This window comes from Mesorhizobium sp. C432A (assembly GCF_030323145.1).
Classification (GTDB): domain Bacteria; phylum Pseudomonadota; class Alphaproteobacteria; order Rhizobiales; family Rhizobiaceae; genus Mesorhizobium.
Window position 1 is genome coordinate 1,798,128 of sequence record NZ_CP100470.1, and the last position, 23,026, is coordinate 1,821,153.

Consider the following 23,026-nt stretch of genomic DNA (forward strand, 5'->3'; position numbering starts at 1 on the left):
GCTGCGCGTCGCGCCGTTGCCGGCCATTCAGGCGACATGCTTGCCGGATTTCGCCTGAATGCCCGGCGCGAAAATCTCCTGGTCGACGAAGCCGAGCGCGCGCATGGCGCAGCCTTCGCGGATCAGCGGCAGCTCGTTGGGCTCGGTGTCGAAGGAGATCGATTTCGAGTGCTGGCCGCCGGCGGTCTGGGCGATCGCTTCGCGCAATGCCGGTTCGATCAGGTCGAAGGCGGCGGCGCTGACGCCGACCATGGCGACGGGTGCCGGATCGATCAGAGCAAACAGGCTGCCGAGGCCGAAGCCGAGCGCCTCACCGGCCCTGCGATAGGCTTCGCGCTCCGGGCCATCGGTTTCGCGGGCGCGCGCGGCGAGTGCGCGCATATCAGCGTCGCCGATATCGACCGGCTCGGCATCCTCGCCCATCATTTTGGCGCTGCGCCAGATGGCGTAGTTTCCGGCATAGGCCTCGACGCAGCCGCGCCGCCCGCAGCGGCAGAGCGCGCCGCCCGGACGGTGGATCATGTGGCCGAACTCGCCGCCCGAGGAATGGGTGCCGGTGAACAGTTCGCCTTTCAGCACCAGTCCCATGCCGATGCCGTGCGACAAGAGGATGGCGATAAAGTTGTCGCGGTAGCGCTCGGGCTGGCGCCATTGCAGCGCCACCGCCATCATATTGCAGTCGTTCTCCATGGTGGCCGGAATGCCGAATTCCACTTCCAACATGTCGGCGAAGGCAATGTCGGTCAGTGGCGTGATTGGCGACCACAGCATGGCGCGCGCCTGCGAATCGGTGATGCCCTGGATGCCCATGGCAATGCGGGCGATGCTCTGGACATCGAGGTCGGGATCCTCAAGCCGCCGCCGGACGATTGCTACGCATTCGCCAATCAGCTCGTCGCGCGGCTTGGTCAGCGTGTCCAGCCGGCGCTGTTCCTCGGCGACGACGTGGCCGGCATAGTCGATGACGGTGACGGACAGGAAATTGAGCGACAGCACGACGGTCATCACCGCCGCCGCTTCCGGGTTGAGGCCAAGGCCGACCTGCGGCCGGCCGCGTTTCAGTGCGCCTGTCTCGCCAGGTTTGCCTTCAATCAGGACGCCTTCTTGAATCAGATCAGACGAGATTGCCGATATGGTCGAGTGGCTGAGGCCGGTGGTCGCCGCAATCTCGGTCCGCGACGGCTGGCCGGCCCGGCGCACGGCCGAAATCACCATGGCACGGTTGCGACGGCGCAGATCGTCGTGGCGGATTCCAACCGACATTTGTTTCCTCCCGGCCTCCTCGCGCCTCATGATAGTGAAGGCGTTCGACGGCACCAGCCAAATATTGGCAGACGCCGGCAGCCCTGTCATTGTTTATTGCGGACCTCGAAAAAATTCGGCAAGGCCATCAGAATCCATCAGAATCGATGTTGACAGCGCCTTATCATTGAACCAGTATTTTTTCGAGGCTCGAAAAATAGGGCCTCTGTGTGCCGGCCCTCGGGCCAGTTTTGTCGCGCCGCACGCGGCGCAGGGAGGATTATGATGAACAGATTTGCAGCCGCCATGCTGGCGGGTGTCGCCATGTCGCTGGCGCTGATGTCGGTCGCGCAGGCGAAGGACAAGGTCATCGGCGTGTCGTGGTCGAACTTCCAGGAAGAGCGCTGGAAGACCGACGAGGCGGCGATGAAAACGGCGATCGAGGCTGCCGGCGACAAGTACATTTCGGCCGACGCGCAGTCCAATCCCGGCAAGCAGCTGACCGACGTCGAAAGCCTGATCTCGCAGGGCGCCAACTCGCTGATCATCCTGGCGCAGGACGCCTCGGCCATCGGCCCGGCGGTGCAGAAGGCGCTGGACGAAGGCATTCCGGTCGTCGGCTATGACCGCCTGATCGAGAACAAGGACGTCTTCTACCTGACCTTCGATAACAAGGAAGTCGGCCGCATGCAGGCCCGCGAAGTGTTCAAGGCGAAGCCCGAAGGCAACTATGTCTTCATCAAGGGCTCGGGCTCGGATCCGAATGCCGATTTCCTGTTCTCGGGCTCGATGGAAGTGCTCAAGGAAGCCATCGACTCGGGCAAGATCAAGAATGTCGGCGAGGCCTATACCGATGGCTGGCTGCCGGCCAATGCCCAGAAGAACATGGAACAGTTCCTGACCGCCAATGACAACAAGGTCGATGCCGTGGTTGCGGCCAATGACGGCACCGCCGGCGGCGTTGTCGCCGCGCTGACGGCGCAGGGCCTTGCCGGAACGGTTCCGGTCTCCGGCCAGGACGGCGACCATGCCGCTCTGAACCGCATCGCGCTCGGCACGCAGACGGTGTCGGTGTGGAAGGACGCGCGCGAACTCGGCAAGAACGCCGCCGAGATCGCCTCGCAGCTTGCCGATGGCAAGAAGACGGGCGACATTGCCGGCGCCAAGGACTTCACCACGCCTGGCGGCAACACCGTCAAGTCGCTGTTCCTGACCCCCGTCGCGATCACCAAGGACAACCTCAACGTCGTCATCGACGCCGGCTGGATCAAGAAGGACGAAGTCTGCACGGGCGTCGCCGCCGGCAGCGTCGCGGCTTGCAACTGATCTCGACGACTTGAAGAAATGAGGCGCCGCGGCTGTCAAGCCGCGGCGTTTTCTCTACGAGAATTGTGTGTTTCCGCCATCGGCGGCAAACTTCTAGGCTGTGGTCCGGCATCCGCGCCAGACGGCAAGCCGCTGGAGGACATCATGACCGACACGACCTCAAATCCGCAGGCCGATACGGCACGAGCGTCTGAACTCGGCGCGGTCGCCCGGTTCCTGAAAGCGACCGAGCTCGACACGCGCATGCTCGGCATGGTCGGCGCGCTGCTGGTCATCTGGGTCGGCATACATATCCTGTCGGGTGGGCTTTTCCTGACGCCGCGCAATCTTTGGAACCTGTCGGTGCAGACGTCCTCGGTCGCGATCATGGCGACCGGCATGGTATTGGTCATCGTGATGCGCAACATCGACCTTTCGGTGGGCTCCGTCGAAGGCGTGATCGGCATGATCATGGGCGTGGCACAGGCCGAATTCCTGATTCGCGTCATCGGCTTCCAGCTTGGAAACCCCTGGCTCTGGGTCGTCGCGCTTGCCGCCGGCGTGGTGCTTGGTCTGCTGATCGGCGCGTTCCAGGGCTTCATCATCGCCTATATGCAGGTTCCGGCCTTCATCGTGACGCTTGGTGGCCTGCTGGTCTGGCGTGGCATGGCATGGCTCATCACCAGCGGGCGCACGGTCGCGCCACTCGACGCCACCTTCCAGCTGATGGGCGGCGGACCACGCGGCTCGATTGGCGCCGCTGCCAGCTGGATCGTCGGCATCGTCGCCTGCGCGGCGGTCGCCTTCGCGCTGCTCAACGGTCGCTCACAGCGCAAGCGCTTCAGCTTTCCACTGCGCCCCGTCTGGGCCGAGACCTTGCTTGGCGTGGTCACTTGCGCGGCCATCCTCGGCGCCGTGTGGATCGCCAATTCCTATCCATGGCCGATCGGCATCGTGCGCCAGTACGCACAGCAGAACGGCATCACCGTTCCCGAAGGCGGGCTGTTCATCGCGCATGGCATCGCCATACCGGTGCTAATGGCGGTGATTGTCGGCATCATCATGACGTTCATCACCAAGCGCACGCGTTTCGGCCGCTATGTCTTCGCCATCGGGGGCAATCCGGAGGCTGCGGAACTCGCCGGCATCAACACGCGCTGGGTGACCATGAAGGTGTTCATGATCATGGGTGTGCTGGCTGCAATCAGCGCGGCGATCTCGTCGGCCCGTCTCAATGCGTCAACCAATGCGCTGGGCACACTGGACGAGCTTTTGGTGATCGCGGCCGCTGTCATCGGCGGCACGTCGCTCGCGGGCGGCGCCGGAACGGTGATGGGCGCCATGCTCGGCGCGCTACTGATGCAGTCGCTGCAATCCGGCATGGTGCTGCTCGGCATCGACTCGCCGCTGCAGAGCATTGTCGTTGGCGCTGTCCTGGTCATCGCCGTCTGGCTCGACACCGTCTACCGCAAGCGCGTCTAGGGAGGAACGACTATGGAAAAAACTGCTCCCACCGGTACGCCACTGATCGACATGCGCAACATCTCGATCGCGTTCGGTGGCATTCGCGCCGTCGACGATGCGTCCATCGATCTTTTCCCGGGCGAAGTGGTGGCGCTGCTTGGCCACAACGGCGCCGGTAAGTCGACGCTGATCAAGATCCTGTCGGGCGCCTACAAGCGCGATGCCGGCCAGATCTTGGTCAACGGCCAGGAGGCCTCGATCTCCAATCCGCGCGACGCCAAGAAATACGGCATCGAAACGATCTACCAGACGCTTGCGCTGGCCGACAATGTCGACGCTGCCGCCAACCTCTTCCTCGGCCGCGAACTGATGACCGCGTGGGGGACACTCGACGATGTCGCCATGGAGGCCGAGGCGCGCAAGGTGATGGGCCGGCTCAATCCGCGCTTCCAGCGCTTCAAGGAGCCCGTGATCAAGCTATCGGGCGGCCAGCGCCAGTCGGTGGCGATCGCACGCGCCATCCTGTTCAACGCCCGCATCCTGATCATGGACGAACCGACGGCCGCGCTTGGGCCGCAGGAGACGGCGCAGGTCGGCGAACTGGTAAAGCAGCTCAAGGCCGACGGCATCGGCATTTTCCTGATCAGCCACGACATTCACGACGTGTTCGAGCTTGCCGACCGGGTCTGCGTAATGAAGAACGGCCAGGTCGTCGGCACCGCGCTCACCACCGATGTGACGCAGGACGAAGTGCTCGGCATGATCATCCTGGGAAAGTGCCCGCCCGGCGCCATTCCCGGTCCGGGTGCGCTGAAGATCGCGGCCTGAGACCACGCTATCGTCAGCTGTCATGTTCACTGATGCTCGAGATCGATAAGCCGGCTAAATATGCATGATATGCCAGCTGTCATTATGGCTTGGCCGCGCCATTGTCTTGCCGCGGCGACTTGCCCATAAAGGTCCCGAACCGTCCATGGGCCTGCGTTGAAGAAGTTTTTCCCGATCCTTGCCTTCATTGCCGTTGCACTGATCAGCCTGACGATGGCGGGCTTCGCCTATTTCGCGACCCAGGAAGCGGCGCGCATCAAGTTCGAGGCGACGGCCGACGACGCGCTCAACCGCATCGAAAGCCGTATCGATCTGCATCTGTCACTGCTGCGCTCGACGCAGGCGCTGTTCGACGCCCGCAATGGCGAGATTTCAGGTAGCGAATTCAAGGCCTTCTTCAGCGCCCTCGATGTCGATAACAATTTCGCCGGCCTGCGCGGCATCGGCTATCTCAGGCTGGCCAAGACCGGTGACGAAGCGGCGGTCGAGCGCGACATGTTGCGCGACCGCGGCGCCGCCCACACGGTCTATCCGGACACGACACAGCCATGGCGCACGCCCGTCGTGCTGTTCGAGCCGCTCGACCCTGCCAACGAATCCACCATCGGCTACGACATGTTCACCGAGCCGGTGCGGCGCGAGGCGATCGAAAAAGCGATGGCCGATGACGCACAGCACGCAAGCGGTCTGGTCCAGCTCGGCCAGGACACTGGCGCGGCGCAGACCTTTACCGGTTTCCTGGTCTTCGTCAGGCTCAATGTCGAAACCGCGCCGGATGGTATCAATGCGTCCAGATCATCGACATCAGGCCTTCTCTACGCGGCCTTCCGCGCCCGCGACCTGTTCCAGACCGCGCTCAGCCGCACGCCTTTGCTGCCGGTCAACACCGCGGTCTATGACGGCACGGCCGACGCCGACAATCTTCTGTTCCAGTCGGAAACGCCGCCGGTTGCGAGCTTTGGCGACAGGCTGTTGGTGACGCGCAAGATCATCGTCGCCGGTCGGCCGTGGACGGTGCTGTTTCGGCCGACAAGTGCATTTTCGCAACCGTCCTCGCGCGCCATTCCGGTCATGCTCGGGCTGTTCGGCCTGCTTCTGGCCGGGGCCATCGCGTTGGTGGCGCGCTACCAGGAGCGCGCCTACGACGCCAAGTCGCTGCTGCATGAAACGACGGAAAAAAGCCTGCTCGAAAAGGATTTGATGCTGCAGGAGATGAAGCATCGGATCAAGAATTCGATCACGCGGGTGCTGGCGATTGCGCGCCAGACGGCAGCGCAAGCAACCGACGTGAAGGAGTTCTCAACTTCCTTCTCAGCCCGCCTGCAGGCAATGGCGGCTTCCCAGGATATGCTGACGCGTTCGCGCTGGCAGAAGGCCGATCTTGGCGACCTGCTGCGCATCGAGCTCGGCCAGGTGTTCGGCAAGGAGCTTCCGGAAGGGATATTGTCAGGGCCTCAGGTGCTGCTCGACGAGAGGACGACGCAGGCGCTTGGCCTGACCTTTCACGAACTGGCGACGAATGCGCTGAAATATGGCGAGGCCGGCAATTCCGTGGGTGCGCTCAAGGTCGACTGGTCGTTCGAGGGGCGCGGGTCCGAGCGGATGCTGGTTCTGAACTGGCGCGAGGCCGGGCAGAAGGAACTCGAAGCGCCGGCGAAGACCGGCTTCGGCACCAAGCTGATCGACCTCAATGTCACGCGCGAATTGCGCGGCACGATTGCCCGAGATTTTCGCATCGATGGGCTTACGGTGGAAATCAGGATCCCGCAGCCTGATGCAGTCAAACAAACGGAGGCCGGCTGACCGGTCTCCGTCGCGATTGTCTGACGCTTTTGAAGCGGATCAGCAGCGAGCGGTGTAGAGCCGGCCGCGATTGTCGCGATACTGGCAATAGCCGTTGCGCAGGTTGCGCACCAGCAGGCCGGAACCGGCGCCAACGGCTGCGCCGATCAGCGCACCCTTGCCGCCGCCGATCAGTCCGCCGGCCAAAGCACCGACACCGGCGCCGACACCGACATCCTGCTCGGTCGTGCTGCAGCCGCTGACGGCGACCACCGTAACCATGGCAATAATCAATTTCCGCATAGAATCTCTCCTCACTTTTGTCCTCACTTTAGTAAGCTCCAGCCGCTATTTAGCACGAAACAGCAGCCTTTGCCCGCTCGATCTTATTGTTGGCTAAGAGAGTCTTTTTCGCGGCGCGTGGCGTTCGACGCGACCACGACACTGGAAATCTGCAAAGACGCGTCGAGGGTGCCGTCCGGGCGCACGTTCCAGACGATCTGGTCGTAATCATCCTCCAGCGCGGGGTCGACCGTAAGACATTTGGCAACGACGTGCTCGGCCTGACCCTGCACGTCGCCGGCAGCGAATGGACGTTCTGCCGTGCATGCTTCGGCGGTTTCGAAAACACTGACCGGCACCGGCAGTTCACGACATTCGGTCATGTTGTTCGAACAGCCAATTACCAAAAGCAAAGCGGCGATGTGTTCCACGGCGATACGTCCTCTCGCCATAAGAACGGTCCACAGCCGTCAAAGTTCCTGTGCCGAAAGGGGCGTTAATAATTGGTCGGCTACGAGCTGGACAGCTTCTGAGCCAGGCTGCTTGGGAGCAGCGTGAACCTGAGCATCTGGCTCAGGCCAATTGCGACGCCACGATCAGCACAACAGCGGCGAAGCGAAGCAAGGGGTGCCAGGCGTGCTGCAAAGGCGAGGCTGAAGCATCAGGATCCTGAAAGCCGCTCATCGAGACCCGCGCGGCCTGCTCCAGCCTGTTCATATCGGCCACCGTCATGATCATTCCTCCCATACTTGCGTTGCAGGCCGCGGACGAACATCGGTTGAATCGGTCAAGATCCAGCAATCTCTGGGAACCACAGCATCGGATTTTATGGTGAACAGCCGGTTAAGGAATCCCGCCGCTCATTCGGTTTCGAAATTGCCGTGCGGAACCACCAGGCGATATTCGAGGCGGTCACTGGTGATCTCCAGCGTCGCCGTGCCGTTCAGCGATGCCGGCACGACACGTTCGAGGGCAACGCTGCCGAAGCGTTTCTCGGTGCGTCTGTTATCATTGGCGACAATGGCCTCGACCCAGGTCAGCGACAAAGCCGGCTTGTCGGCGGCCTCTGCGACGTTCGACAGATCGGCAGTTACCTCGACAAAGCCGTCCGGCCGCGCCAGGGCGCCGTAGCTGAATGAATTGACGGCGAGTTCGTGCATTGCCAGTCCGATATGAATGGCGGCGTTGGGATTGAGGTAGGGGTTGACGCCATTGAAGCGCAGGCTCTGCGCGGGATCGGCGCCGTAGCGAACGACCTGGCCGCGGATAAGCTCGCGAAGTGCTGCACCCCGCCAGTTCGACGACGTTACCAGATCCTGGGAGGAAGCCAGTGACTGCAGGCGGCCGCGAAAGCGCTTCAGGAAATCGTCGGGTGTCTCGGAATAGCGGCCGGTCTGGGTGGCAATACTCTGGATGATGGCCAACAGGTTCTTGGAGCGGTGGCTGACTTCGCGCAACAGCGTCTTCAGCGTCTGTTCGCGGCGTTTCTGCTCGGTGGTTTCCACCATCGTGGTGACGACGCCCTGCACGTCGCCGCGATGGCCCCGATCGGCATCGACCCATACCTGGAACCAGCGCATGCCATCACCGGTGGGAACACTCAGTTCAAGGCGTTCCGGATTGCCGGAAGCGATCACATTGCTTTTGGCGGCGGCGATTTGCTCAGCTTGCGCCGGTGGCAACGCGCCGTTGCTGTCGGCTGTGTCGGAAACCCACGGCGCACGCATGTTGCGGGCCCATACAGTCTTCAATTCACGATCCTGATAGAGGACGGAAATGCCGGCATTGTGCAGAGCGTGAAGCAAGGCCCGGCCAAGCTGCATTCCGCTTTCAGCCGGGTGCAGTGCGATCACCTCGTCGCCCTGTCCGCTCTCGCCTCCGCCAATGGAACGCATCAATCACCTGTCCACCTGATCGGGACCGAACGATTCACTTGGACTCAGTTCCTGAGTAGGTCCCCAGAAAAGGTCCGCCGGACGATGTCCCGTTGGAGGACATCGCCCGGCGGTGGCTGGAAACCGTTTGAGGGGTGCGGCTTCCAGTGTTCTTCGCCCGCTCCTACGATGCCCGTCTGAACAGGCCGGCCAGAAGCGAGATGACGAGGAAGGCGAGAAAGATGAAGAACAATATTTGCGCGATACCGGCCGAGGTACCGGCGATGCCGCCGAAACCAAGCGCGCCGGCGATGATCGCCACGACGAGAAATACGAGCGCCCAGTAGAGCATGATCTGTCTCCTTCCGATACTGGATCAAGAACGTGAGTGATTGCTGTTTGTTCCACCATTTGACGAAAAAGAAGGTCTTTGGAAGAGGCCCGGACGCGAATTGATTCGCGCGCGTGAGCGCCATACGGCGCGACGGGCAGCCGCCGATCGCCGGGTTAGGCGATCGCCAGTGCCGCCAACGCTGCGAGGCGGCGAAAAGTTGGAGATTGAAGGCCCTACTTCACGCGGCGGCCTTGGCCTGCCGGTCGAAGAACAGCGCTTGGCTGATCAGCGCCTTGACCATGTCGGGATTGAACGGCTTGGTGACGAGGAAGGCCGGTTCAGGCCGCTCGCCGGTCAGCAGACGTTCGGGGAAGGCGGTGATGAAGATTACCGGCACCGAAGTCGACGACAGGATTTCGTTGACCGCATCGATACCCGAGCTGCCATCGGCAAGCTGAATGTCGGCCAGCACCATCTTCGGCCTTGTCTTGCCGAACATCGCCACCGCCTCGGTATGGGTGCGCGCGGTTCCGACCACGTGGTGGCCGAGGCTCTCGACCATTTCCTCGATGTCCATGGCGATCAGCGGCTCGTCCTCGATGATCAGCACATCGGTCGCCACCTGGCGAGAGATCTCGTTGCTCGCCTGGGCAAGCAGTTCGGAGAATTCCTTGGCGTCGACATCGAGAATTTCAGCTGCCTCGTCTTCACCGAAGCCTTCGACCGCGACCAGCAGGAAAGCCTGGCGTGGCCGTGGCGCAATGGCGTTCAGATTGGCGGCGGCGCGCTGCTCCCATGCCGATTGCGCCTGCTCCTGCGGAACGCGGATGGCAATGGAGGTGAACAGTTTGGCGAATACCTTGTAGAGCGCGATGCGGTCGCTTGACGCTTGCGGGAAGATGTCGACGTCGGCGATGATGGCTTCGAGCATCGCGGCTACCAGCGCATCGCCACTCTCCTGCGATCCGGATACGGCGCGTGAAAAGCGGCGCAGGAACGGCAGGTGCGGAGCGATGGTTGCGGAAAGGCTCATGGTAGACGTCTCCCTCAGATGACGTGATTGCATAGATTGCAGGTCAAGCTGATTGCAAGCCCCAACACCCAAACGCGGGTTTTGCGAAAAAGTTCCGAGACTTGTGGAACGAAACCGTACGGGCGACGTTTGTGGTGCGATGGGCAACCAGACGAGGGGGCCGCTTTGCGTTGTGTAATGGGGCGGCTCGGGGCGCTGGATTTAAGGGCGAAATGAAGGACATGAATAAAGAAACGCTGGCTGGCGCCGCTGACAGGCGCCGGGCCAATTCCGGCGACCCGCTCGGGGCGAATTCGGAAATCGGCCGCAAACTCAAACAATATTATGACGAGCTGGTCTCGGACAATGTGCCGGATCGCTTTGCCCAGTTGCTCAGCCAACTGGAAAAGGCCGAACCTGCACAGAAGAAGGACTGAGGCATGGCAGCTGTCTCACAAGGGTTCAAGACCGACCTGCTCGGCTCGATCCCGAGCCTGCGGGCCTTTGCCGTGTCGCTGACGCAGAATGCCGACAAGGCCGACGATCTGGTGCAGGAGACGCTGGTCAAGGCTTGGGACAAGCATGAGAGCTTTCAGCCCGGCACCAATCTCAAGGCATGGCTGTTCACCATCCTGCGCAACGAGTTCTATTCCCAGATGCGCAAGCGCGGCCGCGAGGTGCAGGACAGCGACGGCATCATGACGGCCAGGCTTGCCGTTCATCCGGCTCAGCACGGCCAGCTTGACCTCAAGGATTTTCGCGGCGCGCTCGAGCAACTCCCCGAGGACCAGCGCGAAGCCATCATCCTCATCGGCGCTTCAGGCTTTTCCTATGAAGAGGCCGCCGAAATCTGCGGCTGTGCGGTCGGAACGATCAAAAGCCGGGTCAGCCGGGCCCGCACGCGGTTGCAGGAGATCCTGAAAATCTCCGGTGAAGACGAATACGGGCCGGACGCAATCTCGTCCCAGGTGACGGGTTCAAACGCTGCCTGACGGCGGAGGCCCGTTTGCGGGCCTGGGCTCTTTACACATACGCATCGAAGATATCTCAGACTGGCGCGCGGCCGCAGGCCGCCGCCAGAGCCTCGACGAGATCGGTCCCCGAATAAGGCTTGGTGACCAGGCGGATGCCGGGAAAAGACCCTTTGATCTCATCGGGGTCCGAATAGCCGGAGGCAAAGACAAACGGCAGGCCCGATTGGCGCAGCCGCGCGGCGAAATCGAGTGTGGACGTTCCGCCCAGCATGAGGTCCACGATAGCGGCGTCGAACTCGCCAACGACCTTCTGCTCATCGATCTCGGCCAGAGCGCGGGCAATCACTACGTCGTTCGCGCCATGGTCGCGGCAAAGCTGCTCGACATCCATGGCGATCAGGAATTCATCCTCCAAGACAAGAATTCGCAATCCCTCAAGCAATGGCGGCACTTGGCAATCTCTCCTCAATTCTTGCAGCATCGGCTACAGTGACTCCAGTCAACCGCATCGCGGACCTTGGGGGATCGGTCAGGCCTTAATCCGAAAAGTTCGCCCACCGGCTCTACTCCACAAGCGAGCTTCGAATTCGCCTCAGTGGAGTGTAGCGAGTCATGATCGCTATTTGCCATCCTGTCATTTAAAAAAGACATGCCATCGGCAGCGGAACCGCGGCCTTGCAAAGGCGTAGCACTCAGTCTCTGGCAAGAGACTTTCGAAAGAGGGATCGAAATGTCTGGCCAGAATGGTCGTTCGTTTTCCAGCCGTCAGTACCCATGCGAGATCTGCCCGCTTCGGCGATTGCCGGTGTTCCGGGAATTCGAGAAGCAGGAGCTTGCCTATGTCAGCATGTTCAAGAAGGGCGAACTGGCCGTCGACAAGGGCGCCACAGTGCTGGTCGAAGGCAGCCAAAGTGCTCATCTCTACACCGTGCTTTCGGGCTGGGCCTTCCGCTACAAACTATTGTCGGACGGCAGGCGCCAGATCCTGAACTACTCCATGCCCGGCGATCTTATCGGGCTGCAGGGCAGCCTGATGGGCGAAATGCAGCACTCGGTCGAGGCGCTGTCGCCCATGCTGTTGTGCGTCTTCGAGCGTGAAAACCTGCACGAGCTCTACCGCAACCATCCGGGCCTTGCTTACGACATTACCTGGCTGGCGTCGCGCGAGGAGCGCATGCTGGACGAGAACCTGCTCAGCGTCGGCCGGCGCACGGCGGTCGAGCGCACCGCCTATCTCATTGCCTTCATCGCCAGCCGCGCGGCGGCAGTCGGGCTCAACGGCAAGGCGCCGGTGCAAATCCCGATTACCCAGCAGCATGTCGCCGATACGCTCGGCCTGTCGCTGGTCCACACCAACAAGACGATCCGCAAGCTCATCGATCGCAAGCTGATCGCCTGGCGCGACGGCGGTTGCGAAGTGATCGACGGGGAGGGGCTGAAGGATCTCGCGCGCTGGGAGGGCCTAAGCGAAGGCCGTCGGCCGCTGATCTGACAGGCAGGCCTCCATCTGGGGCTGGACTCGCACTTGCAAACACCCTTTCATGGATACGGTCTCCGATTTCGGAACCATGATGTGTGTCGGGCGTTTGAAGCCAAGCAAACGCAAGGAGTTTAGAATGGCAACTGCCGCAGGAAAAACCGCCAACGAAAGTCAGACGAACGCCGACCTGGAAGCCGACATTCGGCAGTTGAAGGCGGATATCGAAAAATTGACCAAGCAATTGGCCAAGACCGGCGAACATGGTTACGGCACGGCGCGGCGCGCTGCTGCCGAAGGCGTCGACCAGTTGCGCGCGCAGGGCGAAGCCGTCTTCGACAGCCTGCGTGGCAACGCCAAGGATCTTGAGGCCCAGATCACGGCCAATGTGCGCGAGAAGCCGGTCACTTCACTGGCGATCGCGGCCGGCGTCGGCTTCCTGTTTGCGCTTCTTGCCCGGCGCTAGTTTCGACAGAGATGGGCATGCTGGCACCGCTTATCTCGGCCTTGGCCTCGGGTGAAGCCATTGCCGCCATGCGCCGCGCGCGCACGGCGGCAATCGTCTATGGGCTCGCCGCCGTGGCTGCCCTGTGCGGCCTCGGGTTTCTCCTGGGGGCGGCCTACATCTGGGCGGCTGACCGTTACGGCTCGATGGCCGCCTGTCTCGGCTTCGCGGCCGGTTTCCTGGTAACGGCCGGGCTTATCGTGCTCATTCATCAACTTGCGGCCGGAACGCGTGCGCGCCGACGTGCGCGAAGGCGCAATGCCGACCTGAAGGCGCTCGGTATCACCGCGGCGCTTGCCGTGCTGCCGGCCTTGCTCAAGGGGAAAGGCGGGAAGGGCGTCATTCTCGGCCCGATGATCGCGCTCGCGGCCTATGCCATCTACCGCGAGAACGTCAAACCGGATCCGGGCGATCCAGACAGCGAAGCCGACTAAAGCGCGTCGCGCTGATACGCTGTTCCCGGGAAAACCGCTTCGCACTTCTGAAATTGCTTTAAGCCGGCAGATCTTCAAGCGGCATCGATATTTCGGCGAACACGCCTTCGCTGCGGAATTCGTGGGTCACTTCGCTCGATAAAACCTTGGCGAGGCTGCGGCGGATCAGGATAGAGCCGAAGCCCTGGCGTTCCGGCGGGTCGACTTTCGGCCCGCCGCTTTCGCTCCAGGTCAGCACAAGGCGGTGCGCGCCTTTCTTGCCCGCCGCCTTCCAGTCGACATCGACCTTCCCCGAGCCAACCGACAGCGATCCGTATTGCAGCGCGTTGCTGGCCAGTTCGTGCATGATCAGGCCGAGCCCCACCGCCTGGTCGGGCGAAAGCAGCAGCTCCGGACCGGAGATCACGATGCGCGGCCGTTCTGCCGAATCGAACGGCTTCACCTCGATCTGCATCAGTTCGCGAATACCGATGCCGCGCCATTCGCGATCCGACAGCAGGTTATGGGCAGCGCCCAGCGCCTGCAGCCTGGCGCCGAAGGCTTCCAGGAATTCGCTTGGGCGGCGAGCGTGGCGAACGGTCTGTGTGGCCAGCGCCTGCACGGTCGCCAGCGTGTTCTTGACCCGATGGTTGAGCTCGCGCAGCAGCAGCCTTTGCCGGTCCTCGCCGAGCTTGCGTTCCGAGATGTCGTAGTTGACGCCAAAGATAAGCGTCGGCTTGCCTTCGCCGTCGCGCTCGATGACGCGGCCGCGGGTGACTATCCAGCGCGGCGGATCGAAGCCTTTGACCCGGTATTCGCCGAAATAGTCGTCGCTGCCGGTCAGGGCATCGCGAAAGCGCGTCTCGGTCTGGTAGACGTCGCGCGGGTCGATGGCGGCCAAAATGTCGCGCGCCCGCAGCCGGTTCGAACGCGGCAGGTTGAACAGCTCCGACAAACGCACGTCGCATTCGATCATGTCGGTGCGGATATCCCAGGCCCAACTGGCGAGCGAGGCGGCGTCGAGCGCTATGGCTCGGCGCTTTTCCTCCTGCGCCAAAGCAGCCGTGGCAATGGCGCCGCTGCGGGTGGCGTCCTTGAGGGTAAACAGGCTGGCGGCGAGGCTGGCCAGCGATTTCAAATGATCGAGCGCGGCAGCGGACGGAAATTCATGCGGCTCCCGGTCGAGTACGCACACCGTACCGACGCGCGCGCCGGCGACCACCATCGGCGCGCCGACATAAAAGCGGACATGGTGTTCGCCGGTGACCAGCGGGTTGCGGGAGAAGCGAGGGTCGATGCTGGCATCCGGCACCACCATCGGCTCGTCGCCGGCGGCAATGGTATGGGCGCAGAACGATATGTCGGTCGCGGTTTCGGTCTCGTTGAAGCCGACACAGGATTTGAACCACTGTCGTTCGGTGTCGAGCAGCGTGACGAGCGCGATCGGCGCCTGCATCACGGCGGCGGCAAGGCCGGTGATGCGATCGAAGTCGGGATCGGAGTCGGTGTCGATCGCGTCAAGCCCGTGCAGTACGGCAAGCCGCTCCGGCGCCGCCACGGCGCGGCGGACCTCAACCGGCAAACCAGCCTGCTTCGTCACCTTGCTATCCACCAAGCCCCCTCGCTTGCAGGCCCCACCCGCGGTGGCGCGCACCTTGCGCGGCCGTCGCGCCGGAACTTTTGTAGCAAGCAATCGTTACCCCACCATGTTTCGCCGGCGATGGTTTTATCCACCATCCCGGTTGCGCGATAGGAACGCCGCCGATGACCAAGATCGCCCCTGAAAACAAAGCCCGTCAGGGGCGCTGGGGTTGGCACGGCCTGCGCATATTGGTCGCCGCGTTGCTCCTGGCTTTCATTGCTTGGGGAGCGGCCGAGATTTATGGCCAAAAGATCGATCCAGATACCCCTGAAAGCCAGGGGCAGCCCACCGGCCAGACCGCGCCGGCCGACCAGAGCGCGCCAGCCGGCGAGGGGCAGTCGGGCGGCTAGGGTTTTCCTCGTCATTCGTAATCGCATCAGGCGGCCTTCGCCTGGGCGGCTTGCGCCGGAACCAGGACGTTCAGTGCGCCAGGGTGGATCTGGATTGTCGTTTCACGCTCCAGCTTGACCAGTTCGCCGTCGATGACGGCGCCGAATTTCTTGCTCCCTGTATGGATTTTCACGATTGCCTTGTCGGCCTGATGGGTTTCGACATGATCGCTGTCGCGCCACCTGCCGCGAGCCATGTCGAAGAGCGCCCTGACCAGCTCGCCACGCTGCCGCGCCACGGTGACATAGATGCCGAGCACGCCGCCGGCAGGATTGTCGGCATAAGGCAGATGGCCTTCGCCAAACAGATTGTTGGAAATGCCGATGCCGCTGATGCGGGTCACGATTTCGGCTTCGCCGACCGTCAATGTCACCTTCATGGCTGGAGGATTGTTGATCGTCGTCCAAGCGGCCTTGGCCGAAGCGCGGATCTTTCCCAGGCGCGAGGCAAATTCCATATTGTCGCGCAGCTTCACCATTCTGGCGTGCAGGCCAATCGAGAACTGATGCACGAAAGGCCGGCCATTCGCGCTCGCGATATCGACCGCCATGATCTCGCCGTCGGCAAAGGACTTTAGCGCGCCATCGATGGTCTGCGGAATTCCAAGGCCACGGGCAAACAGGTTCATGGTTCCTGCAGGCAGGACGGCCAGCGCCTTCTTGCCATTCATCAGCCGCCCCGCGGCGGCCGAAATGGTGCCGTCGCCGCCACCGGCCAGCACGACGTCGATGTCGCGCCGCGCGGCGACCTTGTCGAGCGCCGCGACAATCTCTTTGCCGGCGACGATGTCGATATCGATGGAGTGACCAGCCGCCTCGAGCGTCTGGCGCATGCGGTCCGTTAGCGCGGAAAGATCGGTGGTCCGCAAGGTGCCGCCGTCCCGGTTCAGCACCGCTGCAAATCGCATGCCCCGCTCCGTATTCTTTTTTAAAGGCCGGAATGCCAGCCGCAGGCTGAAACGGGCAAGCTTGGCAAAGGTTCCATCGGCCGGGCGGGAATGTCGGGCGATTCCGCGGACTTGCCCAGGGTATTTCGATGCTCCCGTTTTTTCGGAACAAGCGCCTTGTCACAACGTTGTGATCCCATTGGAGGCGCCGCCTTCGGTCTCCCGGCAAGTGGTTTGCCGATTGCGGCGCGCATGAGATCACGCAAGAGGAGACTTAATCATGATCCGCACACTGTTCGCGACGACTGCACTCGCAACGCTGATCGCTACCGGTGCGTTTGCGCAGTCAACGACGGCCCCGGCGACGACCCCAGCGCCGGCTGAAGCCCCTGCTACCATCGCGCCGGCGCCGCAACAGGCCGACGGCGCGCTGATGACCAATATCATCGGCGAGTCCGTCTACAATGGCACTGGCGACGATGCGCAGAAGATCGGTGACGTCAGCGACGTCGTCCTCGATGAAAACGGCCAGGCGAAATCCGCCATTATCGGCGTTGGCGGCTTCCTCGGCATAGGCAGCAAGAACGTCGCCTTCGACTACGGCAAGTTGCAATGGGTCGAGAGGAATGGTGACCGCTGGCTCGTCGCCGAGACGACGAAAGAAGCGTTGACGGCGCTGCCCGACTTCGACCGTAAGCCCTACGATCCGGCCTCGGCGCCTGCTTCCACGGCGCAGAACGACCCGCAGAAGCCGGTTGATCTCAACGCCGCGCCGTCAGAACCCGCGGTGAAACGCGCTGACGGCAATCTCGCAACCAACATCATCGGCGAGAATGTCTACAATGGCACTGGCGACGATGCCCAGAATATCGGCGACGTCAACGACATCGTGCTGACCAAGGATGGCAAGGCGCAGTCGCTGGTGATCGGCGTCGGCGGCTTCCTCGGCATGGGTGAAAAGAACGTCACCTATGATTTCGCCAAGGCGCGGTGGGCCGAAAAGAACGGCGATCGCTGGCTGGTGGCGCAGACGACCAAGGAGGAACTGCAGGCGCAGCCTGATTTCGACCGCAAGCCCTATGATCCGGCGCCGGTGACGACAACCTCCGACGCAACGCAGCCGACTGCTCCCGCTGCCCCGACGGCCGTTGCACCGGCTGACAATGCTCAGCCAGCGGACAAGACCGCGGAAGCTCCGGCCGGTACAAAAGCCACCGATCCGACGCAAACGGCAGCGATCGACAAGTCGACACTGACCGAAATGCCGGTCGGCAACATCAGAGGCGACGACCTGAAGGGCACCACCGTCTATGGCGCCAACGACGCCAAGGTCGGCGAGATCGGCGACGTCGTGCTCACGCCCGACAGCAAGCCGGATGCCGTCATCATCGATGTCGGCGGCTTTCTAGGCATCGGCGCCAAGGAGGTCGCGGTCGGCATGGACAAGCTCAAATTCATGACCGACAAGGACGGCAACAAATATCTCTACACCAACTTCACCAAGGAGCAGTTGCAGGCGCAGGCCGCCTATGACAAGGGCAGCTATGCCGAGAAGCGCGACCAGCAGCGGATGATGGTACAGTAAGGGAATAGGCAGTAGGGATTAGGCAGTAGGCGAAAACTAGGCGATCAGGCACCAGGCCGCCAGGAACATTCTACTGCCTACTGCCTACTGCCTACTGCCTACCGCCTACCCACATACCCACCACCCCCTCGTCCGTCAGCTCTGCAAGCGCCAGCGACTGGTCGAGATGCTCGGCGCGCCAGGCAAGCAGCCGCTCGGCAAATTCAAGCCGCACGCTGAGATAGGCCGGGTCGGCGGCAACGTTGGCCAGTTCGCCCGGATCCTTCTCCATGTCGAAGAGCAGCGGCGGCAGGCCGCCGCCGAAATGCACGTATTTGAATTTTTCCGTACGGATGACGGCGAGGTTGCACTGGCGCGAGCCGATGCCGAAATGCCGTTCGGCCTCACCGCTGGCAATCGAGCGGAAGTCGAACTCCCAATGCGCCGCGTCGCGCCAATCCTTAGGCGGTTCATCTTGCAGGAACGGTTTTAGCGAGCGGCCGTCGAGATGCAGCTGGGCGTCGGCGTCAAGCAGATCGAGCAAAGTCGGAAAGATGTCGACTGCCTCGGTGAAGTGGTTGACGATCGAGCCGGCTGCATTGCCGCGTCGTGGGTCGCGCACGATCAATGGGATGTGATAACTGCCGTCGAAGAAGCCGCCTTTGCCCAGCATGAAATGGTCGCCCATCATCTCGGCGTGGTCCGAAGTCAGCACGATGATGGTGTCATCCCATGCATTCGCCGTCTTGATCGCTTGCCAGATGCGGCCAAGCTGCGCGTCGACCTCCGAGATCATGCCGTAATAGATCGCGCGGATGGCCCGGATGTTGTCGTCGCCCCAGTCGCGCACGTGGCCGTCGGTGCCGGGGCGGAAGCTTCTCCGCTTCCGGCGACCAAGGTCGTAAGCCAGATAGGGATGCCTTTGCGCCTCTGCCTGCCAAGTCTCGGCACGGCGGAAGGGCGGTCCGTCCGCCGGATCATACAGCGTGTTGTAGGGCCGCGGTACGACAAAGGGCGGATGCGGGCTGATGAAGGAGACATGCGCGAACCATGGCGAATCCTGTTCGTCCAGCCAGCGAATGAATTCGCCGGCAAGAAAAGCGGTCGGCGTCTCGTCCCTGGAATAGACAGGCGGCGCGCTGGTCACGGCGTCGCCCGCTTCCCCGCCCACGGGGCGGTGAATGCCGGGAGAGCCCGCGCTGGTGTCGACGCCACGTGCCTTCAGCCATGACAGCCATGGTTTCTGATGCTCAGGCAGGAACTGGCGAACGCTGAAGCCGGGCAGCACGCCCTCATAGCTTTTCAGCCGGGGATCGCCCGGCGCCATCGTGCGCGGATCGGGCGAGACGTCGGTGTAGCCGAACAAAGTCGGATCATAGCCGAGGGCGCGGGCCGAAAGCGCCATGTTGCCGTGGCGAGCGTCGAGCGGCGTGCCGTTGCGGCAGACGCGATTGTTCATCTGGTAGAGGCCGGTGTAGAGGCACGCGCGGGCCGGCGAGCAAGGCGCCGCGCCGCCGTAATGCCGCATGAAAAGGACGCCTTCGGCGGCGAGCGCATCGGCATTCGGCGTCTTCACCACGGCATGGCCGGCAGCCGACAGGCAATCGCCCCGCCATTGGTCGCAGGAGATCAATAGGATGTTCGGGCGTCTGCTTTTCGCGGCCAATGCTCTATCCTGTCACGTCGGGAAGACGTTCAATGAACCGGAATTTGGCGGCAGCGCAAGCCTGTCAGTCTTGCTTAAATGGTGAACGAAAATTTCCTGCTGTTCACTATTAAGATACAGTCCATTCTGAGTTTGCCGCCTTTGCCGTTGCCGGGCGGCCCCTCATATAGGCGTGGACAGCGGCAACGGCCGCAAACCCAAGGGAAGGAGCAAGACAATGCTCGACCAGATCAAGGGCCTGCATCACGTGACGTCGATGGCCGGCGATGCGCGCCAGAACAATGATTTCTTCACGCACAAGCTCGGCCTGCGCCGGGTCAAGAAGACCGTCAACTTCGACGCGCCAGATGTCTATCACCTCTATTATGGTGACGAGCACGGTACGCCCGGCTCGGTGATGACCTATTTTCCGTTCCCGGACATTGCCAGGGGCCGCCACGGCGTAGGCGAGGTCGGTACCACGGCCTATTCGGTGCCGGCCGGCACGCTCGGCTATTGGGAAAAGCGCTTCGCCGATGAAGGCGTTGCGGGTGTCTCCCGCGAAGAGACGTTCGGCGAGAAGCGGCTGGCCTTCGCCGGTCCCGACGGCGACGGTTTCGCGCTGGTTGAAGACAAGGCGGACAGCCGCGCGCCATGGTTGAAAGGCGGCATTCCCGCTGATGAGGCGATACGCGGCTTCCACTCGGTCTCGCTCAGATTGAAGGATGGTGGCGCCACGGAAGAGCTGTTGAAGTTCATGGGCTATGAGCAAGTGGACAAGTCCGGCAGTGTCAGCCGGCTCGCCATCAAGAACGGCAACGGCGCTGATGTCGTAGATATCGAATCGCTGCCTACCGCGGGCTTTGCCAATCTCGGCGCCGGCTCGGTCCACCATGTCGCCTTCGCGGTGGAGAACCGCGCCCAGCAACTCGAAGTGCGCAAGGCGCTGATCGATACGGGTTATGGCGTAACGCCGGTGATCGACCGCGACTATTTCTGGGCGATCTACTTCCGAACGCCGGGCGGCGTGCTGTTCGAAGTCGCTACCAATGAGCCGGGCTTCGACCGCGACGAGGACACCGCCCATCTCGGCGAAGCCCTGAAACTGCCGACGCAGCACCAGCATCTGCGGCCCTATCTTGAAGAGCATCTGCAGAAGCTGGAAGGCTGAGACGATGAGCAAGGAAGCTTACATCCATAAGACGCTGCCGGGTTCGCCCGGCGGCCCGCTGCTCTTCGTCTTTCACGGCACCGGCGCGGACGAGAGCCAGCTGCTGTCGCTCGGGCGCGACCTCGCGCCACAGGCGACGATCGTATCGCCGCGCGGCGATGTTTCCGAGCATGGTGCGGCGCGTTTCTTCCGCCGCACCGGCGAGGGCGTCTACGATATGGACGACCTCGCGCGGGCGACCGCCAAGATGGCCGGTTTCATCAAGGCGCAGGTGATAGCGGCAAGGCCATCTTCGGTCTTGGGTCTCGGCTATTCCAACGGCGCCAACATCCTGGCGTCCGTAATGTTCGCCGCGCCCGAGCTGTTCGATGCGGCGGTGCTGATGCACCCGCTGATCCCGTTCGAACCGCAGGTGCAGGGCAGCCTTGCCGGACGCCGCATCCTGGTCACCGCCGGCAAGCGCGACCCGATCTGCCCGCCCAACCTGACATCCCGGCTGGAGGCCTATTTGCGCGCCGATGGCGCCGATGTCACAGTGGAGTGGCACGATGGCGGCCACGAAATTCGACCAAACGAGATCGAAGCGGCGAGGCGGCTTTTTGCCGATGCGCCGGTTGAAGGAGCAAGCGATGCCTGACGAATTGCCTGAGATCGAACTCGAGGACCGCGGCTCGAAGGGACGTTATGTCCTGCGCGGGCCCGGTGGCGCCGAGGCGGAAATGACCTTCACCAAGGTCGGCGAGCACCAGATCATCATCGATCACACCGAAGTGCCGGACGTGTTTCGCGGCCAGGGCGCCGGCCTTCGGCTTGTCACACGCGCCGTCGAGGACGCGCGGGCAGTGGGCAAGAAGATCATCCCGCTCTGCCCCTTCGCCAACGCCCAGTTCCGCCGCCATCCGGAATGGGCGGATGTGCTGAAGCAATGACCTTTTTCCCTTCTCCCCTTGTGGGGTGAGCAGCCGGTTCGCCGCAGGCGAATTCATCGTGCCGGTGGCATGATGAAAGGCCGGCGAACGCCGGGACGCTGCGAAGCAGCGGGGACCGGCAGGTGGTCGGAGTCGCTCAGCCACAAGAGCGAACGCCTCTCTGGCATTTGCGCAGTTCGGCCTTCTTGCCTAAGTACACAGTTCGCTGCGGTTCGTCCGCTCCTGCCAACTGACCGAATGGCTTCCTGATGACCGAATCCGATCTCGTCCCCGTCTTCGACGGCCACAACGACACGCTGCTGCGACTGTACCAGTCGAAAGACACCGACGTCGAAAAGCTGTTCATCGAGGGGACGCAGGGCGGTCATATAGATCTGCCGCGCGCCAAGAAGGGCGGCTTTGCCGGCGGCATGTTCGCGATCTTTCCACCGCCGGTCGAGAAGAGCAAACGCTCTGCGGTGCCGCCGGCGCCGAGCGACAATGAGCCGTTGCCGCCGGAACTGCCGCGCGCTGATGCGCTCAATTCCACCATCGGCATGGCCTCGATCCTGTTTCGGCTGGAGCGAGCGGGGGCGCTGACCGTCTGCCGCAGTGCCGGTGACATTCGCGAGGCGATGGCGAAAGGTTCGATCGCGGCGGTGTTTCATATTGAAGGCGTCGAGGCGATCGATCCCGAACTTACCTTGCTCGACGTGCTCTACGAATCCGGCCTGCGCTCGCTCGGCATTGTCTGGAGCCGCCCCAACGCCTTCGGCCACGGCGTCCCGTTCCGCTTTCCGTCGTCGCCCGATACCGGACCGGGGCTGACCGATGCCGGCAAGGCGCTGATCAAGGCCTGCAATCAGCTCAAGATCATGGTCGACCTGTCGCATCTCAACGAAAAGGGCTTTCGCGATGTCGCCGCACTCAGCGATGCGCCGCTGGTCGCCACCCATTCGAACGTGCATGCGCTGTGCACCCATTCGCGCAACCTGACGGACTGGCAGCTCGGCGCTATCCGCGAGACCGGCGGCATGGTCGGGCTCAACTTCGCCACCGGCTTCCTGCGCGAAGACGGACGGATGAACTCGGACACCAGCCTCGACATCATGGTGCGCCATGTCGACTCGCTGCTGCAGGCGCTGGGCGAGGACGGCGTCGGTCTCGGCTCCGATTTCGACGGCGCGATGATTCCGGCGGTCATCGGCGACGTTGCCGGCTTGCCGAAGCTGATAGATGCGCTGGCCGCGCGCGGATTCGGACGCGCATTGATCGAGAAGATCGCCTATCGCAACTGGCTGAACGTTCTCGAAAGAACCATAGGCTGA

Annotated in this window: 26 protein-coding genes; 15 read left to right on the forward strand and 11 right to left on the reverse strand. The window is 62.6% G+C overall.

The annotated features are described in order from the left end of the window. Nucleotides 1–27: 27 nt before the first annotated feature. On the reverse strand, nucleotides 28–1,263 hold the full coding sequence (locus tag NLY33_RS08670) for an ROK family protein (RefSeq protein WP_023706295.1): 1,236 nt from the start codon (nucleotides 1,261–1,263) through the stop codon (nucleotides 28–30). A gap of 264 nt (nucleotides 1,264–1,527) precedes the next feature. Between NLY33_RS08670 and xylF the strand changes: the two genes are divergently transcribed. The 4 genes from xylF to NLY33_RS08690 all read left to right on the forward strand — a co-directional run bounded on the left by xylF (nucleotide 1,528) and on the right by NLY33_RS08690 (nucleotide 6,642). Continuing rightward, a complete protein-coding gene (xylF, locus tag NLY33_RS08675; protein WP_023683968.1) occupies nucleotides 1,528–2,568 on the forward strand; it encodes a D-xylose ABC transporter substrate-binding protein in 1,041 nt (346 codons plus the stop codon). Between the two features lie 144 nt (nucleotides 2,569–2,712). Further along, nucleotides 2,713–4,029: a sugar ABC transporter permease gene (locus tag NLY33_RS08680; RefSeq protein WP_023683967.1), complete on the forward strand. Its 1,317-nt coding sequence runs from the start codon at nucleotides 2,713–2,715 to the stop codon at nucleotides 4,027–4,029. A 12-nt stretch (nucleotides 4,030–4,041) separates the two neighbouring features. Continuing rightward, nucleotides 4,042–4,839, forward strand: a complete 798-nt coding sequence (locus tag NLY33_RS08685) for an ATP-binding cassette domain-containing protein (protein ID WP_023683966.1) — start codon at nucleotides 4,042–4,044, stop codon at nucleotides 4,837–4,839. Between the two features lie 156 nt (nucleotides 4,840–4,995). Further along, entirely contained in the window at nucleotides 4,996–6,642 is a 1,647-nt protein-coding gene (locus NLY33_RS08690; protein ID WP_023706296.1) for a CHASE domain-containing protein, read from the forward strand. A 39-nt stretch (nucleotides 6,643–6,681) separates the two neighbouring features. Here NLY33_RS08690 and NLY33_RS08695 read toward each other — a convergent pair whose 3' ends face one another. The 6 genes from NLY33_RS08695 to NLY33_RS08720 all read right to left on the reverse strand — a co-directional run bounded on the left by NLY33_RS08695 (nucleotide 6,682) and on the right by NLY33_RS08720 (nucleotide 10,144). Next, nucleotides 6,682–6,924, reverse strand: coding sequence for a YMGG-like glycine zipper-containing protein (locus NLY33_RS08695; RefSeq protein ID WP_023683965.1), 243 nt, complete (start codon nucleotides 6,922–6,924; stop codon nucleotides 6,682–6,684). A gap of 83 nt (nucleotides 6,925–7,007) precedes the next feature. Then, complete coding sequence (locus NLY33_RS08700; protein ID WP_023670101.1) at nucleotides 7,008–7,334, reverse strand: hypothetical protein; 327 nt, start codon at nucleotides 7,332–7,334, stop codon at nucleotides 7,008–7,010. Nucleotides 7,335–7,476: 142 nt separating this feature from the next. Continuing rightward, complete coding sequence (locus tag NLY33_RS08705) at nucleotides 7,477–7,635, reverse strand: hypothetical protein (RefSeq protein WP_023706297.1); 159 nt, start codon at nucleotides 7,633–7,635, stop codon at nucleotides 7,477–7,479. A gap of 128 nt (nucleotides 7,636–7,763) precedes the next feature. Then, nucleotides 7,764–8,798, reverse strand: a complete 1,035-nt coding sequence (locus tag NLY33_RS08710; RefSeq protein ID WP_023670099.1) for a sensor histidine kinase — start codon at nucleotides 8,796–8,798, stop codon at nucleotides 7,764–7,766. Between the two features lie 163 nt (nucleotides 8,799–8,961). Beyond that, complete coding sequence (locus tag NLY33_RS08715; RefSeq protein WP_023670098.1) at nucleotides 8,962–9,129, reverse strand: DUF1328 domain-containing protein; 168 nt, start codon at nucleotides 9,127–9,129, stop codon at nucleotides 8,962–8,964. 220 nt (nucleotides 9,130–9,349) lie between these two features. Beyond that, nucleotides 9,350–10,144: a response regulator gene (locus tag NLY33_RS08720; protein WP_023670097.1), complete on the reverse strand. Its 795-nt coding sequence runs from the start codon at nucleotides 10,142–10,144 to the stop codon at nucleotides 9,350–9,352. Nucleotides 10,145–10,356: 212 nt separating this feature from the next. Between NLY33_RS08720 and NLY33_RS08725 the strand changes: the two genes are divergently transcribed. Both NLY33_RS08725 and NLY33_RS08730 read left to right on the forward strand, forming a co-directional pair. After that, nucleotides 10,357–10,560 (forward strand): NepR family anti-sigma factor, encoded by a 204-nt coding sequence (locus NLY33_RS08725; protein ID WP_023670096.1) that lies wholly within the window; start codon nucleotides 10,357–10,359, stop codon nucleotides 10,558–10,560. Nucleotides 10,561–10,563: 3 nt separating this feature from the next. After that, on the forward strand, nucleotides 10,564–11,115 hold the full coding sequence (locus NLY33_RS08730; RefSeq protein ID WP_023670095.1) for a sigma-70 family RNA polymerase sigma factor: 552 nt from the start codon (nucleotides 10,564–10,566) through the stop codon (nucleotides 11,113–11,115). Nucleotides 11,116–11,170: 55 nt separating this feature from the next. Here the strand turns inward: NLY33_RS08730 and NLY33_RS08735 are convergent, their stop codons facing one another. Beyond that, nucleotides 11,171–11,488: a response regulator gene (locus NLY33_RS08735; protein ID WP_050485906.1), complete on the reverse strand. Its 318-nt coding sequence runs from the start codon at nucleotides 11,486–11,488 to the stop codon at nucleotides 11,171–11,173. Nucleotides 11,489–11,827: 339 nt separating this feature from the next. Between NLY33_RS08735 and NLY33_RS08740 the strand changes: the two genes are divergently transcribed. The 3 genes from NLY33_RS08740 to NLY33_RS08750 all read left to right on the forward strand — a co-directional run bounded on the left by NLY33_RS08740 (nucleotide 11,828) and on the right by NLY33_RS08750 (nucleotide 13,513). Continuing rightward, entirely contained in the window at nucleotides 11,828–12,589 is a 762-nt protein-coding gene (locus tag NLY33_RS08740; RefSeq protein ID WP_023706298.1) for a Crp/Fnr family transcriptional regulator, read from the forward strand. A gap of 124 nt (nucleotides 12,590–12,713) precedes the next feature. Beyond that, nucleotides 12,714–13,040: an ElaB/YgaM/YqjD family protein gene (locus NLY33_RS08745; RefSeq protein WP_023670092.1), complete on the forward strand. Its 327-nt coding sequence runs from the start codon at nucleotides 12,714–12,716 to the stop codon at nucleotides 13,038–13,040. Nucleotides 13,041–13,051: 11 nt separating this feature from the next. Beyond that, complete coding sequence (locus tag NLY33_RS08750; protein WP_023706299.1) at nucleotides 13,052–13,513, forward strand: hypothetical protein; 462 nt, start codon at nucleotides 13,052–13,054, stop codon at nucleotides 13,511–13,513. A gap of 58 nt (nucleotides 13,514–13,571) precedes the next feature. Here NLY33_RS08750 and NLY33_RS08755 read toward each other — a convergent pair whose 3' ends face one another. Next, entirely contained in the window at nucleotides 13,572–15,092 is a 1,521-nt protein-coding gene (locus NLY33_RS08755; protein ID WP_488473614.1) for a sensor histidine kinase, read from the reverse strand. A 164-nt stretch (nucleotides 15,093–15,256) separates the two neighbouring features. Here NLY33_RS08755 and NLY33_RS08760 point away from each other — a divergent pair, with 164 nt between their 5' ends. After that, nucleotides 15,257–15,484 (forward strand): hypothetical protein, encoded by a 228-nt coding sequence (locus NLY33_RS08760; RefSeq protein ID WP_023693688.1) that lies wholly within the window; start codon nucleotides 15,257–15,259, stop codon nucleotides 15,482–15,484. A gap of 26 nt (nucleotides 15,485–15,510) precedes the next feature. On the opposite strand, the gene NLY33_RS08765 is transcribed toward NLY33_RS08760, so the two are convergent. Then, nucleotides 15,511–16,431, reverse strand: a complete 921-nt coding sequence (locus NLY33_RS08765) for a diacylglycerol/lipid kinase family protein (protein WP_023696423.1) — start codon at nucleotides 16,429–16,431, stop codon at nucleotides 15,511–15,513. 259 nt (nucleotides 16,432–16,690) lie between these two features. Between NLY33_RS08765 and NLY33_RS08770 the strand changes: the two genes are divergently transcribed. Next, on the forward strand, nucleotides 16,691–17,995 hold the full coding sequence (locus NLY33_RS08770; protein ID WP_023708587.1) for a PRC-barrel domain-containing protein: 1,305 nt from the start codon (nucleotides 16,691–16,693) through the stop codon (nucleotides 17,993–17,995). A gap of 91 nt (nucleotides 17,996–18,086) precedes the next feature. Here NLY33_RS08770 and NLY33_RS08775 read toward each other — a convergent pair whose 3' ends face one another. After that, nucleotides 18,087–19,640: an alkaline phosphatase family protein gene (locus NLY33_RS08775; protein WP_023708588.1), complete on the reverse strand. Its 1,554-nt coding sequence runs from the start codon at nucleotides 19,638–19,640 to the stop codon at nucleotides 18,087–18,089. 217 nt (nucleotides 19,641–19,857) lie between these two features. Here NLY33_RS08775 and NLY33_RS08780 point away from each other — a divergent pair, with 217 nt between their 5' ends. The 4 genes from NLY33_RS08780 to NLY33_RS08795 all read left to right on the forward strand — a co-directional run bounded on the left by NLY33_RS08780 (nucleotide 19,858) and on the right by NLY33_RS08795 (nucleotide 23,026). Beyond that, entirely contained in the window at nucleotides 19,858–20,790 is a 933-nt protein-coding gene (locus tag NLY33_RS08780) for a VOC family protein (RefSeq protein WP_023670085.1), read from the forward strand. Between the two features lie 4 nt (nucleotides 20,791–20,794). Then, nucleotides 20,795–21,427: an alpha/beta hydrolase gene (locus tag NLY33_RS08785; protein WP_023708589.1), complete on the forward strand. Its 633-nt coding sequence runs from the start codon at nucleotides 20,795–20,797 to the stop codon at nucleotides 21,425–21,427. Continuing rightward, on the forward strand, nucleotides 21,420–21,719 hold the full coding sequence (locus NLY33_RS08790; protein WP_023683956.1) for a GNAT family N-acetyltransferase: 300 nt from the start codon (nucleotides 21,420–21,422) through the stop codon (nucleotides 21,717–21,719). The genes NLY33_RS08785 and NLY33_RS08790 overlap by 8 nt, the downstream gene beginning before the upstream one ends. Before the next feature lie 248 nt (nucleotides 21,720–21,967). Further along, entirely contained in the window at nucleotides 21,968–23,026 is a 1,059-nt protein-coding gene (locus NLY33_RS08795) for a dipeptidase (RefSeq protein WP_023708590.1), read from the forward strand.